This is a genomic window from Wolbachia endosymbiont (group B) of Germaria angustata (assembly GCF_964026725.1).
Classification (GTDB): domain Bacteria; phylum Pseudomonadota; class Alphaproteobacteria; order Rickettsiales; family Anaplasmataceae; genus Wolbachia; species Wolbachia pipientis_C.
Genome location: NZ_OZ034691.1, coordinates 1,197,834 through 1,214,037, shown reverse-complemented (window position 1 = coordinate 1,214,037; position 16,204 = coordinate 1,197,834). Strand labels below are relative to the sequence as shown.

General features: G+C 33.8%; 17 protein-coding genes and 3 pseudogenes. 15 read left to right on the top strand and 5 right to left on the bottom strand.

Annotation, left to right across the window (positions count from 1 at the left end; translation table 11 throughout):
- Positions 1-93: 93 nt before the first annotated feature.
- Both AAGD63_RS05870 and AAGD63_RS05865 read right to left on the bottom strand, forming a co-directional pair.
- A complete protein-coding gene (locus AAGD63_RS05870; RefSeq protein WP_341813339.1) occupies positions 94-1,167 on the bottom strand; it encodes an AI-2E family transporter in 1,074 nt (357 codons plus the stop codon).
- A 49-nt stretch (positions 1,168-1,216) separates the two neighbouring features.
- Entirely contained in the window at positions 1,217-1,786 is a 570-nt protein-coding gene (locus AAGD63_RS05865) for an alpha/beta hydrolase (protein ID WP_341813338.1), read from the bottom strand.
- Here AAGD63_RS05865 and AAGD63_RS05860 point away from each other — a divergent pair.
- A complete protein-coding gene (locus AAGD63_RS05860; RefSeq protein WP_264330866.1) occupies positions 1,785-1,931 on the top strand; it encodes a hypothetical protein in 147 nt (48 codons plus the stop codon). The genes AAGD63_RS05865 and AAGD63_RS05860 overlap by 2 nt on opposite strands.
- Before the next feature lie 276 nt (positions 1,932-2,207).
- Entirely contained in the window at positions 2,208-3,413 is a 1,206-nt protein-coding gene (gene ispD, locus AAGD63_RS05855; RefSeq protein ID WP_341813337.1) for a 2-C-methyl-D-erythritol 4-phosphate cytidylyltransferase, read from the top strand.
- 84 nt (positions 3,414-3,497) lie between these two features.
- Here the strand turns inward: ispD and AAGD63_RS05850 are convergent, their stop codons facing one another.
- The 3 genes from AAGD63_RS05850 to AAGD63_RS05840 all read right to left on the bottom strand — a co-directional run bounded on the left by AAGD63_RS05850 (position 3,498) and on the right by AAGD63_RS05840 (position 7,769).
- Positions 3,498-4,364, bottom strand: coding sequence for a ParB/RepB/Spo0J family partition protein (locus tag AAGD63_RS05850; RefSeq protein ID WP_006014524.1), 867 nt, complete (start codon positions 4,362-4,364; stop codon positions 3,498-3,500).
- The gene (locus tag AAGD63_RS05845) at positions 4,361-5,203 is read right to left on the bottom strand and encodes a ParA family protein (RefSeq protein ID WP_341813336.1); all 843 of its coding nucleotides are present in this window, start codon (positions 5,201-5,203) and stop codon (positions 4,361-4,363) included. The genes AAGD63_RS05850 and AAGD63_RS05845 overlap by 4 nt, the downstream gene beginning before the upstream one ends.
- Before the next feature lie 85 nt (positions 5,204-5,288).
- A complete protein-coding gene (locus tag AAGD63_RS05840) occupies positions 5,289-7,769 on the bottom strand; it encodes a response regulator (RefSeq protein ID WP_341813335.1) in 2,481 nt (826 codons plus the stop codon).
- 156 nt (positions 7,770-7,925) lie between these two features.
- Here AAGD63_RS05840 and hemF point away from each other — a divergent pair, with 156 nt between their 5' ends.
- The 13 genes and pseudogenes from hemF to AAGD63_RS05775 all read left to right on the top strand — a co-directional run bounded on the left by hemF (position 7,926) and on the right by AAGD63_RS05775 (position 16,169).
- Positions 7,926-8,750, top strand: coding sequence for an oxygen-dependent coproporphyrinogen oxidase (gene hemF, locus AAGD63_RS05835; protein ID WP_006014503.1), 825 nt, complete (start codon positions 7,926-7,928; stop codon positions 8,748-8,750).
- An 82-nt stretch (positions 8,751-8,832) separates the two neighbouring features.
- Positions 8,833-9,498, top strand: a complete 666-nt coding sequence (locus AAGD63_RS05830) for a hypothetical protein (RefSeq protein ID WP_341813334.1) — start codon at positions 8,833-8,835, stop codon at positions 9,496-9,498.
- 262 nt (positions 9,499-9,760) lie between these two features.
- Positions 9,761-11,107 carry an IS110 family transposase gene (locus tag AAGD63_RS05825; RefSeq protein ID WP_341813038.1) on the top strand — a complete coding sequence of 449 codons (1,347 nt, stop codon included), beginning with the start codon at positions 9,761-9,763 and terminating at the stop codon, positions 11,105-11,107.
- Positions 11,091-11,396 carry a hypothetical protein gene (locus AAGD63_RS05820; protein WP_341813333.1) on the top strand — a complete coding sequence of 102 codons (306 nt, stop codon included), beginning with the start codon at positions 11,091-11,093 and terminating at the stop codon, positions 11,394-11,396. Before AAGD63_RS05825 ends, AAGD63_RS05820 begins: the two co-directional genes overlap by 17 nt.
- A gap of 1 nt (position 11,397) precedes the next feature.
- Entirely contained in the window at positions 11,398-11,898 is a 501-nt protein-coding gene (locus AAGD63_RS05815; protein ID WP_341813332.1) for a phage tail protein, read from the top strand.
- Entirely contained in the window at positions 11,895-12,371 is a 477-nt protein-coding gene (locus tag AAGD63_RS05810) for a hypothetical protein (RefSeq protein ID WP_341813331.1), read from the top strand. Before AAGD63_RS05815 ends, AAGD63_RS05810 begins: the two co-directional genes overlap by 4 nt.
- Positions 12,358-12,822 (top strand): annotated as a pseudogene (locus AAGD63_RS05805) (phage baseplate assembly protein V). The gene AAGD63_RS05810 and the pseudogene AAGD63_RS05805 overlap by 14 nt, the downstream one beginning before the upstream one ends.
- On the top strand, positions 12,819-13,076 hold the full coding sequence (locus AAGD63_RS05800) for a PAAR domain-containing protein (protein ID WP_208571775.1): 258 nt from the start codon (positions 12,819-12,821) through the stop codon (positions 13,074-13,076). Before AAGD63_RS05805 ends, AAGD63_RS05800 begins: the two are co-directional and overlap by 4 nt.
- 2 nt (positions 13,077-13,078) lie before the next feature.
- Entirely contained in the window at positions 13,079-13,414 is a 336-nt protein-coding gene (locus AAGD63_RS05795; protein WP_341813330.1) for a GPW/gp25 family protein, read from the top strand.
- 2 nt (positions 13,415-13,416) lie between these two features.
- Positions 13,417-14,193, top strand: a pseudogene (locus AAGD63_RS05790) (baseplate J/gp47 family protein).
- Entirely contained in the window at positions 14,193-15,359 is a 1,167-nt protein-coding gene (locus AAGD63_RS05785) for a phage tail protein (protein ID WP_341813329.1), read from the top strand. The pseudogene AAGD63_RS05790 and the gene AAGD63_RS05785 overlap by 1 nt, the downstream one beginning before the upstream one ends.
- 168 nt (positions 15,360-15,527) lie before the next feature.
- Positions 15,528-15,671 (top strand): annotated as a pseudogene (locus tag AAGD63_RS05780) (ankyrin repeat domain-containing protein); the annotation flags it as partial.
- Positions 15,672-16,019: 348 nt separating this feature from the next.
- Entirely contained in the window at positions 16,020-16,169 is a 150-nt protein-coding gene (locus AAGD63_RS05775) for a hypothetical protein (protein ID WP_265024380.1), read from the top strand.
- The last annotated feature ends 35 nt before the right edge of the window (positions 16,170-16,204 follow it).

Here is a 16,204-nt window from a genome sequence, read left to right as displayed (position 1 = left end):
TGACACTTCTACTTTTTGATAATAATTTTTGCATAAGAATTTACTTGCATTTCTCAAATGTATCAGAGATCCTTTCTTTTTATCATGAACTAATTAGCCATTTTTATAAAGCTCACTTTCAAAATATTTATTGACTGTATATTCTACTAATACACTGAACATTGCTATTATTGGAATAAAAAATAATATACCTATAAACCCAAAATATGAGGTGCATATGACAACTCCTAAAATAATGATAGTTGGATGTATATGAACTTTTTTTCCTATTAATAAAGGGACTAATATGCTTGAGTCTATTAATTGACCAACACTAAATAATAGCAAGACAGCAGCACTTTCAAACCATCCACTAAATTGAGTAATGGCGCTCAAAAATCCGATAATAGTGTATAATAATGGACCTATATAGGGTATAAATGTTAATGTTCCTGATAAAATTCCAATAGCTACAGAATGCTTCAGCCCAATTATGCTAAGGCCCACGGAGTAAAAGATCATCATAACTATACATACGTTTAGCTGTCCCTTTAGGTAATTAGATATAATGAAATCTACTTTGGAAAAATAACCTGCAGCTTTTTCTCTGTAAAGAATGGGTATTAGTTTACTAACCTTTTCTACAATTGAAGGCCAATCACGTAATACATAAAAAAACACCATAAGCGTAATAGCTATTAATGATACCATGTAAATCAAACTAAAGCTTGAACTTAGCACTTGAATTATAAGATTACTGCCCATGCTAAGAGCATTTATAAAATAAGATATATAATCACTGTAATTTTCTACTAGATTGTTAGACAAGTGATCAAATAAACTATCTTCAGTTTTTATATTAAGAAATTCTAGCACAGAAGGAATCACTTTAAGTTTTAGTGAAGGTATCTTATTCACTAAGAAATTTAATATTAAAGTAATTTGAAAATATATAATAGGTAAAACAAATGTAATAACTAATATAAAAGCTATCAATAAGGCAAGTGTTATAAAAACTACAGAACATGAACGCGGTATTCTGTATTTTTCAAACTTGGTTACTAGAGGGTTAAACAAATGTGCAACAAAAACGGATATTAGACACGGAGCAATCATAGGACGCATCAAAAATAATGCCCCTATTATAAAAAGTAGTACACAACAAATAGTTATATGACATTTTTGCATATGTCTAACATAGTCGATTTACCAAAAAATATACAGTTTTTTGTAAATACTATCTATTCATTGTTTTATTAAGTATTAGATCAGCTAAATTTTCATCCAATTCCCAACCAGATAAAACTCCGTTGTGCGGGTCATATTCAAAGCTTTTCAAATTAACGATTTTGGTCAAATTTCTATTTAACGATTGATTATCTTCTAGTCCTTTTGCTAATTGTGCAGGATATGGTATTAAGGTGTCTCTTTCATGATTAATGACCGCTATTGATATATCATTATTTTGTAGCTTTTGTATATTGCTTACTATATCAAAGTCTAAATTTAGGAACTTAAGCATTTTTTTTAACAAACAAGAGGGTAGTATGCTTAGAATTTTTGTCTGAGAAATTGGAAAATGCTTTATTGCATTGTAAAAAGAGCTGAAAGTGCTGGTAAAAATAATACCTCCGAGTTTAATATCTCTGTCTGTAAAATATTTCAGCACTTCTGATGCAATTGCTCCTCCAAAGGAATGGCCGAGAAGTATAATGTTTTCAGGCTTCACACCATTGTCAATTAATTTACTGATTTCTTTTATTGAAGGCTGAGACAAGCTTTGATTCTTATTTATAAACGGAATCATGAGTGGTGGTACAGATAAAAAGGTGCAAGTTAAAGCTGCTAAGATGGCTAAACTTGCTATCCTAGATGTCATTGGATTAGTAAGTAATATTAAAGTTGGTAATAGTATTGATGTTCCTAAAAACAAGAAACTAGCTATTGCGTAAGTTATATAGTTTTGAAATGCAATTGGGTATTTATGTGCATGAGTGTGAAAATTAGACCTATGGAGATATGTAGATCTATCTTGTATATACCTGGCCGCATTCGTATAATTATCACCTATTCCATGAAAAAATATAAGATGTATCTCATTTTCTTTATTATACTTAGCAACGTGTATTATTTTCCTCTAGCATATATTACACCTAGTAAAAGAATATTCTTTTTGAGAATTGGATCAACTTTTTTAAAATGCTAGATAACTTGTATTAACACCGAAAATGGTAAGCATGCACACTAACAGACTTGAGGAATACAAGATAGCAGCATTAATAGTTGCAGCAGGAGTAGGCAGTAGATGCAATGCCAAAATCCCTAAACAGTATATAAAATTGGCAGGTAAGTCTGTTTTATTTCACACAATTAGAAAATTCTTAGCTAATCAGTACATAAGTTATATAAGAGTGGTAGTGAATGAAAGTCAAAAAGATTTCTATAAAGAAGTTACGTCATCAACTATAGATACTAAATTGCTGAGTCCAATATGTGGAGGAAAAAGCAGGCAGAGTTCAGTTAAACTTGGACTAGAGAGTTTGCAAAAGATCAATCCAGATTTTGTTATTATACATGACGCTTGTAGGCCTTTTGTATCAAATATTCTAATAAACAACTTGATTGAATCTATGATTAATGGTCAATATACAGGGGTAGTTCCAGCAATAGAAGTCGAGGATACTATATTGTTGGTGAGTAATAATTTCATTGAATCTACGATTTCAAGAGAAAAACTTAGAGCCATGCAAACTCCTCAAATTTTTAATTTCAGAGAATTATTATCGTGCCATCAATCAGTCAAAGAATTTACTGATGATTCATCACTAATGGTGGAGCATAAAAAACATGTTGCGATTATTGAAGGTGAGAAAAAGAATTTTAAGTTAACTACAAAAGAGGATATCAATATGGCAAAACTTCTCTTTGGAGAGCCAAAATTCCGTGTCGGAACCGGTTATGATATACATAAATTTGTTAAAATTCAAAATGATGCTAAGAGCTTTATAAAAATTTGCGGTGTGGAAATTGAGCATAATATGGCAATAGAGGCACATTCCGATGGTGATGTTGCAATACATGCAATCGTTGATGCAATACTCGGAGCACTAGGATGTGGCGATATAGGAGAACATTTTCCTCCTAATTCCTCTAAATGGAAGGATTGCAATTCATCTCATTTTCTTGACTTTGCTGCTAAAAAAGCACAGGAAAAAGGATATAGCGTGTCTAATTTAGATATTACTATAGTTTGTGAAGATCCTAAAATATCGCCTTACAAAGCAGGAATGAAGGAATTCATATCAAAAATATTAGAAATTAATGGTGAATTCGTAAATATCAAAGCAACCACAGCGGAAAAATTAGGTTCTATTGGAAGAAATGAGGCAATAGCAACGTATGCTTCTGTGCTATTGCGTGCAAATTTTTATTGAAGGTAGAAACGAAATAACTTACTTGACAAACTCCACCATTTCACTTCCATTGCAAGGAAAGTGGGAAGGTTTGTCAAGAAATTTCTATGAGCTACTTTCGACATTAATAGCTGATTCAAGTCTTCTATTCAAAATTTTCAATATAAAATCCAATTCATTTGAGTTGTTATAACGTATCATGACTTTACCCTTAGAATTACTGTCATTAATTTTGATCTTTAAACCAAGCTGAGAAGATATAGCTCCTTCTAATGCTGCCATATCTTGATTTTTAGTACACTTATGCTCTTTTCGGTCGTTATTTTGTTGTAAGTCTTTTATCAATTTTTCAGTTCGTCTAACGCTCAGGCCCTGAGAAACTATTCTTTCTGCAATACTTTCCGCATTTTCAACATTAATCAATGCTCTTGCATGACCCATAGACAATTTTTTCTCGTTGATCATTGTTTTTACTCCATTAGGGAGTGACAGCATTCGTATCATATTGGTTATGTGACTGCGGCTTTTGCCTAAAGTTAAGGCTAATTCTTCGTGTGTATAGGAGAATTCATCTATTAATTTTCTGTACGCCTCACCTTCTTCTATTGGATTAATATCTTGCCTCTGTATGTTTTCAATTATCGATACTTCTAAGCATTCCTTGTCATTTAAATCTTTTATGATAACCGGCACACTATCAAGATTTATGACCTTACTTGCTCGCCAACGACGTTCCCCTGCTACTATTTCATAACCTTCATTATTTGGATCTTTGCGCACCACAACAGGTTGTATTATACCATTTTTCTCTATCGAACCTGCAAGTTCTTTTAATGACTCCTCATCAAAATATTTTCTCGGCTGAAATTTGCTCGGGTGTAGTAATGAAATAGGTAACCGATCTTCTTTATTACCATAATTATCGCCTATGAGGCCAGCAAGACCTCTACCTAAGCGCCTATTGTCCTTCATGCTGCACCCTCACTTATCAGCTTTTTCTCTTTACAGATGCTCATGTGTTTCTTTAAAATTTCTTTTGCCAAACTTATATATGCTTGTGCACCAGGACACTTAAGATCATATACAATAGCAGGTTTTCCATGAGAAGGCGCTTCTGATAACCGTACATTACGTGGAATAATGGTCTCATACAAGGGGATAATAGTTTTATATACTTTATCATTTAAATATTGGCAAATATCATTTTTAATCTGCTCACTAAGTTTGTTGCGTCTGTCATACATTGTGAGCAATATTCCTTCTATTAACAGGAAAGGGTTTAGGTTATTTCTTTTTATCAGCTCTACAGTCTTAACTAAATGGCTCAATCCTTCCAGAGCGAAAAATTCACACTGAAGAGGAACAATAATCGAGTCAGCAGCGGTCAGAGCATTGATAGTAAGCAGACCAAGTGATGGAGGACAATCGATAATTATGTACTCATAATTATTACGTACTTTCTCTAGCGTATCTTTTAGTACGAATTTTCCCTGCTCAAGTTGTGATAGCTCAATTTCTGCAGCTGATAAGTCAACCACTGATGAAATCAGCGATAGATTTGGAATTTTCTTTATATTGAAAATTGCCGATTCCACCAATTCACTTTCGCTGCTCAGCAGTATTTTATATATATTTTTTTCTTCCCTGCTACGATAAGAAATCCCAAGTCCTGTACTAGCATTTCCTTGAGGGTCAAGATCTACCAGTAAAGTACTTTTTCCCACAGCAGCAAAGGCTGTTGATAAATTTATACTAGTTGTAGTTTTACCAACTCCACCCTTTTGATTTACTATTGCAATGATCTTGCTCACGCCTTTTATCTTATGTATAAAATAACTCTATTGTATATATGCAAGAAATTTTTGCATTAGAAAAATTTTTTGTTGCCAATCATGCTCAAAGTAAACTGCCTTTTTTTGTCTTGTGTAACACACTTTGAACCTTATTTCCTAACTCATTCAGAGTAAATGGTTTGGGTAAAAAATGGAAGTCTTCTATATTGATTTCATCGCTCTTTAAAAAAGCATCCTCTGCATACCCAGAAATAAAAATAACTTTGATGTTTGGCCTATGTATCAATGTTTCTTTAACTATTTCTGGACCACTCACCTCTGGCATGATTACATCAGTGATTATTAGATCTATGTGTTGATTTTTTTTTCTAATGATCTCTAGTGCCTCGCTGCCTATACTCGCTTCTATTACATTAAATCCTTTTCTTGTAAGAGCCTTAGCAGTAAATTCCCTTACTGAATCTTCATCTTCAATTAATAAAATTATACCATTACCTTTAATCTCTACCGGTTTCTCTATTTCTTTACTATCTTCCTCTTTATCATTTTCATCCGATATGTAAACTATGGGCAAAAATATGCTAAATTTAGTTCCATGATTCACTTTGCTAGCAACATAGATGTATCCTTCGGTTTGTTTAATAATGCCATATACAGTAGAGAGGCCAAGACCTGTACCAGAAGTAATATCTTTGGTAGAAAAAAATGGATCAAATGCCTTTTCAATTATATCACTCGTCATTCCACATCCAGTATCAATCACTTCAATCACAACATAATTCCCATGTTCAATCGTTTCCTTATCTGGAGAAAACATATCCTGAGGTGTAGAATTTAATGAATCAACCTTTTGATTAAAGGTTCGTATAGTTAACTCTCCCCCCTTTTCCATAGCAGCACCAGCATTAACTGCTAAGTTAAGCATAACTTGCTCTAATTGTCCTTGGTCAGCCCTAACAGCGCCCAAATCGCTACCATAATAAATATTAAATTTTATATTTTCACCTATTAATCTTTTGATCATTTCATAAAGATTAGCTATCGTACCATTTACATTAATAATCTTTGGCTGCAAAGTCTGTCTTCTTGAAAAAGCAAGCAGTTGTCTTACTAAATTTGACCCACGTTTTGCATTTTGCTGTATCTGTATTATATCTCCAAAAGATGGATCGCTAGCTGAGTGCTGGAGTAAAAGCAAATCACAAAATCCTATTATTCCGGTTAATATATTATTGAAATCATGTGCAATACCACCTGCTAATTGCCCTATAGCTTGCACCTTTTGATAATGCTCAAGTTTTATCTCTAGTTTTTTACGTTCAGTATTATCAATAAAATAACAAAGTATGAACATCACTTTATTATGAAGAAACTTATTAAAATATATTTTCATGTTATTACCGCCATTGAGCTGCACGTCAAAGGACGCATTATTTATCCTATTACTTGAAAAATATTCACGCACTTTCATATGATAACCATCTGATATCAATGCAAAGATAGAACCATTATTTGACCCCGCAAGTTTTACTAATGCTATATTTTTCTTTATAAAGTTGCCATTTATGTCGCATTGTGCAATAGCAATTGACGAATTTGTAAAACAAGGGTGTAGTTGATAATCAACAATATTTGATTCAGTTGGTGTTATAAAGCCGTGTATATAGCTATGATTGTATTTATCACAAAATATAGCAGTACTCATATAAGCCTTAAATGGAGCACCGCTTATAGTAAAAAACATAATTTCATTTCTGGTTATTGTATCGTCATACTTAGATTGAGATATAAAATCATTGATTGAGCTACCTTTTTCCAATTTTTTTAGTTCAAACATGTCTAAAAATCTTTTATTTACAGATAAGATACCTCCTTTTGTATTTGCAACGTAAGTTGCTATATTGTGTTTCTCTATCAACTCTTCATATACCTGCTCTTTGTTTACCTGTGTTGCCTTCAGTACAAAATACCCATTCGGTCTTGCTATTGGGGCTAATGATAAATTTAAAGTCTTATTACTATTTATAGCAATTTGTGGATTATCCGGTATTGGTTCAGAGAGCAAAAGAAAGTTAGATATTCTACTCTTCTTGCTTAAGGAAATGCATACTTTTACAGAAGTGTTATTTCTTAACGCATGATAGAGTGATTTTCTGTCTTTTTCTGACACATCTCCTGCTTCAAGAATTTTATCTAGCGTAACATCATCGTTTATGTGATCTTTAAACCTTTCGTAGAACCTCGCATCAGCATAAATAATACCCTCATCTTTATGTAAAATGAGACAAAACTCTGTATTATGATTCAGCGCATTTGCAAATATTGTATTTTGAAACTCTATGATATTAAGTAGATACTTGTAACGTTTTATATTATATACCACAAAGAGAGTCATTAGAATGCTAATTAATAAATTAATCTCTATATTAACATGCTGACTATATACATTAGAAAAATAGAGTACTGATATTGCTATTGGAGGTAAGAACATAATGACTGCCATCACAATAATTGACATCCCATAATTTCTTAGTATGAAGTCAACTCTGTTCTCTTTTTTGTTATCTATGTATCTTTTACTCATTATTGCTTGGCATCCTTGCACATATAAAAATATTCTACTATATTGATTTAATTATTATAGATTTATTAACATCCTTGATGGGTAGTTACTATCCCAATCTAATTAAGTCCTGTAAATATAGAGTACAATAATATTAATAAGCCAATAGAAGGCATTATGGAAAAACAAAAGACACAAGCATTTGAATGGTTCTGCACACTGAGAAACAAGATCACCGAATCTTTCTTATCAATTGAGGTACAGTCATTCACAGAACCAAAAATCGAAAAAAGAAAGTGGAACCGACCAGGTGGAGGAAGTGGTGAATCTACAATTATCTTTGGTAATATTTTTGAAAAAGTTGGAGTAAACGTTTCAAGAGTATACGGAAAGCTCGAAGACTCAGCCATTAATGAAATTCCTGGTGCAAGTGAAAGCAATGGAGAGTTTTGGGCAAGCGGTATATCTTTAGTGTCTCACATGCAATCTCCCCTTATCCCTGCAGCACATATGAACACAAGGCTGATATATACCTCAAAACAATGGTTTGGTGGAGGAATGGACTTTACTCCAATTTATAAAGATGAGGGAGATTGCAAGTATATTCACGAATCAATTAAAGCAACTTGCGATGAGTTCAACATCGAATATTATCCGAAATTTAAAAAGCAATGTGATGATTACTTTTTTTTACAACATAGAAAAGAGCCACGTGGTATTGGTGGAATTTTTTATGACAATCTAACTTCTGGCAACTGGAAAAATGATTTTGAGTTCACAAAAGCAGTAGGTGAAGCCTTTTTAGAAATTTATTTACACATCATACACAAACATATGCAAAAATCTTGGACAAAAGAACAACGAGAAGAACAATTGATAAAACGTGGCAGATATGTGGAGTTCAATCTTCTTTATGATCGTGGTACAAGGTTTGGTTTAATGACTAATGGTAACCCCGATGCAATTATGATGTCGATGCCGCCTCTTGTTAAGTGGGTGTGAAAAGCGGTTATTAATATAAAATAAATCGTTATAGTTTAAAATTGTACCACAATGGTGAGCTTTTGTATAGAGGGGTACAATCATGGGTATAGTAGATAGTTTTTTAATTAAATCCGCTAGAAATAGCAATATAAGAGGCTTGAGGCTAGCTTTAAGTCTTCATAATATAGTAAACAGCTTTGAAAAACTCTTTTCTAGAATTAATCCTTTTAGGAACAAGGGGTCATTTGACTTGAATAATGATCAAACTTTAAATCGAGCTTTAGAGTATGCAGTAACAAATCTTGATCATAATGTAATGACGTTACTTATTAGTGCTGGAGCAAATATTAGTGAAATAAATAATAGTATAGGAAATGTAATCCTTCAATACAAAAGAGCATCAGAAGCTATGCAGTACGGAGATAAGGACAGTCTCAAAGATCGTAAAGAAAAATGTTGTTTAGTGCTTGGTGAGCTAATAAAAAAAGAAAGAAAAGAAATATTGGAGATTTTGAAACAAACGGAAAGTTGTGACAAGCTTAAAGAGGAAGTAGAGCTAAAATTTAAGGCCAACTCACCTAAAAAACCTCCTAGAATTTTTGAGCATGATGATATTTTACTTTTAAAAGAGCCCATCTATGATGAGGTATATGACGCTAAGGTTAGTAACTCATTAGAAGAGTTGAGCGTATCGGAAGAATCCATTTATGCTGAAGTATATGATTTGCATAAAAGATCTACTGAAAATTTATCACTGAAAGCCTGAACAGACGAAATCTATAAAACCAAAAAGAAACTCTTTCTCTTTACTTTATGTTTTTTGGATATAGTTTTACGAAGAAGCGCTTCTGCAGCTATAACCGAAACAATCAATGGTGCTATAAATGCCCGTTTGAAAGCATGGTTTTGGGGGAAACGGTAAAGCCATTGATGGAGTTCTTTCTGGACTACCTCGTTTAGAAGATTGTATAACCTAACCGTCCCAAGCTGAAGTGCTTCTTATCATAATAGTATAGGAGGAATTTTATATGGCAGAAGCAAAAAGTAAATTAAAAATAATAAACCCTGACGCATCAGGGATTGATATTGGCTCGACTGTACATTATGTATGTGCACCTGAAGGAAGAGATGAACAACGTATCCAAAAATTTGGGTGCTTTACAGTAGATCTACACAACTTAGCAAAGTGGTTAAAAAAGTGTCAGGTTAGAACTGTGGCCATGGAGTCAACTGGAGTATATTGGATTCCCTTATTTCAAATATTAGAATCATATAAATTTGAGGTAAAACTAGTAAATGCGCGACATGTCAAAAATGTGCCTGGTAGAAAGTCTGATGTTCAGGATTGTCAATGGCTGCAACAATTGCACAGCTATGGACTGCTTCAAGGATCATTTAGACCGGATAATCAAATGTGTGTATTGCGTAGTTACGTTAGACAACGTGCTAATCTAATTGAAAATGCAGCTAAACATACTCAACGTATGCAAAAAGCGCTAATTCAAATGAATATTCAATTGCATAAGGTTATTAGTGATATCAACGGTTTAACAGGCATGAAAATTATTAAAGCAATAATTGAAGGAGAGAAAGACCCCCAAAAACTAGCTGAATTTAGAAATTCAAACATGAAGAATGACAAGCCTACTATAGCAAAAGCATTAACAGGAGACTATAGAGAAGAACACTTGTTTGCACTAAAACAAGAATATGCAGCATATACTTTTTTTCAAGAGCAAATAACGGAATGTGATAAAAGTATAGAGAGTTACTATAAAACATTTGAGGCAAAGTCAAATGAGAACAGGATGTTGAATAAAATACGAAAGTGGAAGCAGAAGAATGGTCCAGATTTTGCTGCGGATGAGGATTTAAATCGAATAACCGGGATAGATTTTACTAAAGTCCCGGGATTTGATGTATTAAGTGTACAAACTATCATTTCGGAAACAGGTATAAATCATAATAAATGGCCAACAGAAAAACATTTTTCTTCCTGGCTTGGATTAAGCCCTGCTAATAAAATTACAGGAGGAAAAATTGTTGGAACAGGAACTCGTAAAGTTATTAACCGCGCTGCGAATGCATTTCGAATGGCTGCCCATTGTGTGTTGAGAAGCAAAAGTGCAATAGGTGCATATAGTAGAAGGCTGAAAAAAAGGCTAGGAGCACCAAAAGCAATAACTGCGACAGCAAGGAAATTAGCATGTATCTTTTATCAAATGTTGAAATATGGACAAGAATATGTAGAGAAAGGAATGAACTATTATGAAACACTTTACAAAGAGAGAGTAGTCAAAAATTTGCTTAAAAAAGCAAAGGAATTTGGTTATATACTAATGAAAGAGGAGCCGATAGATGAAAAAGGTTCTTAGGAGTTTGTTAGAAGACTGTCTTATCCATTTAGGGGAGTTAGCTTTATATAAATCAAAGGATAAGTCATATATGGTACAGGTATTAAAGCAACAGCCAGATAAATTATACGAGATTGGTGAAGGACAATTTGTAGGAGAGATGCTTTTTCTTGAGGTAAGCATTTTTGATGTACTGAGGCCAATGGTAGGAGATATCTTTGTTATAGGTGGTTGCAGATACAAAATAAACACGCCACCACTTAGAGATAAATCTGGAATGGTCTGGCGAATCGAAGCGTCTGGGGTGTGAAATGTCTATTCATATAGAAGTTGAGGTAATAGAAAATGTAAATGCTAAAAGAAGAAAAATAGAATTAGCAATAGTGAGAGCGTTAAACAGAACAGCACTATGGCTAAAATTGAAGATAGCAAAAGAAATTAGTGAGGAAAAGAAGATAAAATTAAGTTTGATAAGAAAGAGATTAAGAATTTTTAAGGTGAAAACTAGCAGATTAGAAGTGTTAATTAGAGCAAATCTCTATGACATTAGAGCATCGACAATTGGCAAAATACAAAAAACAAGAAGAGGATCGAAAGTAGGAAAGCATGAGTTTATAGGAGGATTTGCAGCAGTGATGCCAAAAGGAAATAGCGGTATGTTTAAACGTGAAGGAAGGGCAGCATTGCCGATAAAGGAAGTTAAATTGGCATTGGAACCAGAAGCATCAAAAGTAATAAGAGATCTTGTCAATTATGAAGTTGAGAAAGTCTTTACAAAGTTTTTTGAACGTGAATTGAGCTATAGAGTATGAGTTGGAAGAATTTGCATAACGCAATCTGCACTACACTAAAGAGAGAAATATCCATTATACAAACCTGTGAAATTTATCCATCAATAAGAAAAGAATTATTAGCGCCAGCGGTGTTTGTAGAACTTAGCAGTCTTGAAAAAGGAGATGATCCTGGAACAGAAGAATTAGCGCTGAAAGCAAGATTTGAAGCACGAATAGTAATTGATAGCACGGTAGAGAATGCCTCAATAATTGTGAGATCATTAGCCACAGAAGTTGCGAGAGTAGTAAATAAAAATACTTGGAACGTGAAAAATGTTTCACCGGGAGAATTTATATCAGGAGGAGGAGATGACTTTAGACCAGAGCTCGATGCATATTTAGTGTGGATGGTTGAATGGGTGCATACAATACACGTAGGGCGATCTATTTGGAAAGAAGGAAAATTTATGCCACATAAAATAGAAATCGGTGAAATAAATGTTAGAAAATAATTTTGCAATTTCGGAACTACAGAGGAAACTGGCCAATATTGTTCGTATAGGAGTTGTAAAAGAAATAGATTATGAAAAAGCTAAGGTAAGAGTGAAAATAGGAGATATTGTGACAGATTATCTGCCATGGATAACAAGCAAAGCAGGAAAAGATAGAGATTGGTGTCCGCCAGATATCGATGAACAAGTTGTGGTATTTTCTCCTCTTGGTGAACTATCATTAGGAGTAGTATTACCAGGAATATATTAGGAAAAGTACCCTACATCAGAGAATAAAAAAGAAATAAATAGTATAAAGTTTCAAGATGGGACGAAGTTTACATATGATAAGGAAAAACATCATTTAGGAATTGAAGTAGTGGATAAAATAACACTTAAGGCTGGAGGATCGAGTATAGAAATGACGAAAAGTGGAATAAAACTGAAAGCAGAAAGGATCGACTTAAATTGAACAAAGGAATAGTGAGGTTAGGAGACTACTGTGGAGAAGCTATACCACATTTCTGCATTAGCGGAAGTAATAATGTTTTTGTAAACGGTAAGTCAATATGTAGACAAGGAGACAGTTTTAGTGAAGGAAAAGTAATGATTCAAGGATCAAAAACAGTGTTTGCAAATGGTTATGGTGTAGGAAGAGTAGGAGATATAGTTTCATGTGGGTTTAAAGTAATAAAAGGCAGTGAAAGCGTCTTTTTTGCAAAATAGAAATGAAGGGTATGGATGCTAAAACAGGAAAAGCGTTAGAAGAAATAGACCATCTTAAACAATCAATTATTGATATATTAACCACTCCAGTAAACAGTAGAATAATGAGGAGAAGTTATGGTTCAAGGCTATTTGAATTAGTAGATAAGCCAGTTAATCGTGATTTAACACTAGAAATTTATGCAGCAACAGCAGAAGCACTGGGGAAATTTGAGAGGAGATTTAAGTTAGAAAAAGTAAAAATGACAGAGGTAAAAGAAGGAAAAGTAACGCTTGACCTAGAAGGATTATACGTACCAAGTGGGAAAAACATTTGCTTTGATGGAATGGTTATATAAGTATGCAGTTGCCAAATATTGTAGAAAAGCTAAGTTTCGAGGAAATATTTTCGAGAATGAAGGAAGAGTTAGTGCGTAGAGATGAAAGTTTTACAGCACTAGTAGAAAGTGACCCAGCGATGAAGGTATTAGAAGTAGCAGCATGGAGGGAATTGTTACTAAGATAAAGAATAAATGAAGCAGTAAAGAGCAATTTACTAAAATTTGCAACGGGAGAAGATCTTGATAATTTAGCTGAGTTTTATGGAGTAGAAAGACAAAAAGAGGAAAATGATGAACGGTTTAGAAAAAGAATCAAAGCAAAAATAAAGGGGTGGTCAACAGGAGGAAATTATCGTTATCATGCACTGTCAGCAGATAGTAGAGTAAAAGATGCGTTAGTTGAGTCACCAGTACCTGGAAGCGTGCAGATCTCAATTTTATCCACAGAGTTATCCACGGTGTCAGAAGAACTACTTGAAATTGTAAAAAAGCAGGTTACTAGAGATGATATAAGGGTTTTAACAGATACAATAACAGTAATTGATTGCAATATTACGGAAATAGATATTCACAGCAGAATGAGCATAAGTCCTGTAATATCGAAGGAGGAAATCAAGAAGCAGTTTATTCAGAAGTTTGAATTAGCAAAAAGATTAGGGTGGAGTGTGACAAGATCTTGGATAATAGCAAATTTATTTGTAGATGGTGTAGAAAATGTGGAATTAATCGAGCCAAAAGAGGATGTTGTGGTTCTAGGTAATGAATGTGCAAATTTGCGAAATTTAAAGGTTGAGTAATGCTATTACCCCCAAATGCAACAAAACAAGAGCAAGCACTGGTTGATGCAATAGATTATAAGGTAGATCCAAGCTGTATCAGAGGATTTAAATTTAGATTAGAAGAAGAAATACTACCATGGTTGATTGAGGAATACGGGCTAGAAGAAATTCTACGTTGGATAAAGGATAAAAGAAAAGCTGTAATAGAAGGAGTAAAATTTCAAAGACTACGTGGAACACCTGCATCACTTAAAATAGCACTAAAATGGGCGAATATAGAAGACATTACGATTATCGAGGAGCCACCTGGTAAGCACTTCTTTGAGCTGCAGATAGGGATAAGGGATGTTCCAAATAACTTTTTTGTAGATGCAGTAGTAGAGCTGGCAAAACTATCACTGCCTGTAAGATCCAGATTGATGAGGATTTTTAACGATTATTATAATGCGCAGAGATTTATATTGGATGAGAGTTTATTTGGAGATCTTCTTTCTGACTATTCAGGGGTAAAAATAGAAAAAGATGGACCAGTGTTATCATTTGGTCGGAAGAACGCATTTGAGCTAAAAGTCTTAAATCCAAGTTTTAAGTTTAGCACTTTTCGTGTTTATTATGAGCAAGCATTTAGTAATGACATATATCGGTTAGATGTAGCAGTGCTTGGGGAAACAGAGCCTCACACAAAGGATTACAAAGGCATTTATGAAAGAAGTCATCAGTGGTATAACTTAAAAGCACTATATCCACTACCACAAAGCTTATTACCAGAAATAAAGTTTGCAAAAGCGCAAGTTATATTATCGGACAGTTGGGATTTAGGAGACATAAATACGTGCTTTCCCGTTAGTAGCGTAGAAGAAAGAGGAAATAAATTTGTATTGGGAAGCGATAAACTTTCAGGGCAATATTGGAATTTAAAACACAAGCCAATTTTAGTTTTAGAAAGATTTAGCGTTACTCACAACTATAAAGTAGAAAATTATACAGATCAGAAGGTCAGAAAATATGTTTTAGCAGAGCACAATATTCATTTTGAAAGTGAATTAGATTCAGAGCAAAAAGACTCAATGCACGAATTAGAAAAGCACATTTTAGTATTTTACCCAGGAGTACTGAAATGGCACGAACATCGACGTTTGCACAGAAGTTGGAAAGATAGTCAAATAATATCTATAATAAGTTAAGTACTTATATTTAGATCCTCATATATTATATTAATAATAGGTTAAAATATATGAAATAAAAAGAAAAGGACTTGCTTTCTCATGTTAAAAAGGACATAACTTGAATAGCAGCAGGTAAACATAAGAAATTTATCTGACGCTAGAAAAGCTAATTTTGTGAGGTATGAAATGAGTTTTAGCAAGAGTAAGTTTTTTAAAGAAGTATCAAGTAACGATATTAATAAAAGAAATGAAGAAGGAGAGACGATCTTGCACCAAGCAGTGGAAATCTCTGATTACAAAACAGTGAGATTATTAATAAAAAAAGGAGCGAATGGTGTGCCGTAGAGATACAAAGAATGTTCAAGTAAGAGCAAACTAAGTGCAAAAGCTGCACAGTAGATGAGGGTAGGTCCCTCGGAGCCGGTTTACAAGAGCAGGCTTCAAACAACCATAAGCTGCTTTGGTAAGGTAGTGAGCGTTATGGAAAAGGCATAATTATATGTCATGTAAGGAATAGAGAGATGAACGAAAGTGAACCACTGATGAAGTGTCGAAACCTTTTAAATGACGTCAAAACCAGGGGGTCGTTTGTAACCTGGGATAAATCTATCGGGAGCTTGTTTACTGGATAGATGGCGTCCGGCATAAAGGTGGCATGAATCCATTTCAGGCTATTGTGTGGAACTACGGGAACCTGTCGTTTCGATGATAAGGGAGAAATCCAAGGAGCTAAACTCTAAGGATGAGAGTACCGATGCGAAAAACAGGGGCGGATCAGCTCGTAGTAGTGAAGAAGTTTCTGTAATGGAAATCGAGAGAAGGGGCTGAGTTATTTAGTTTTAATGATTTATCAACCGAAAGGG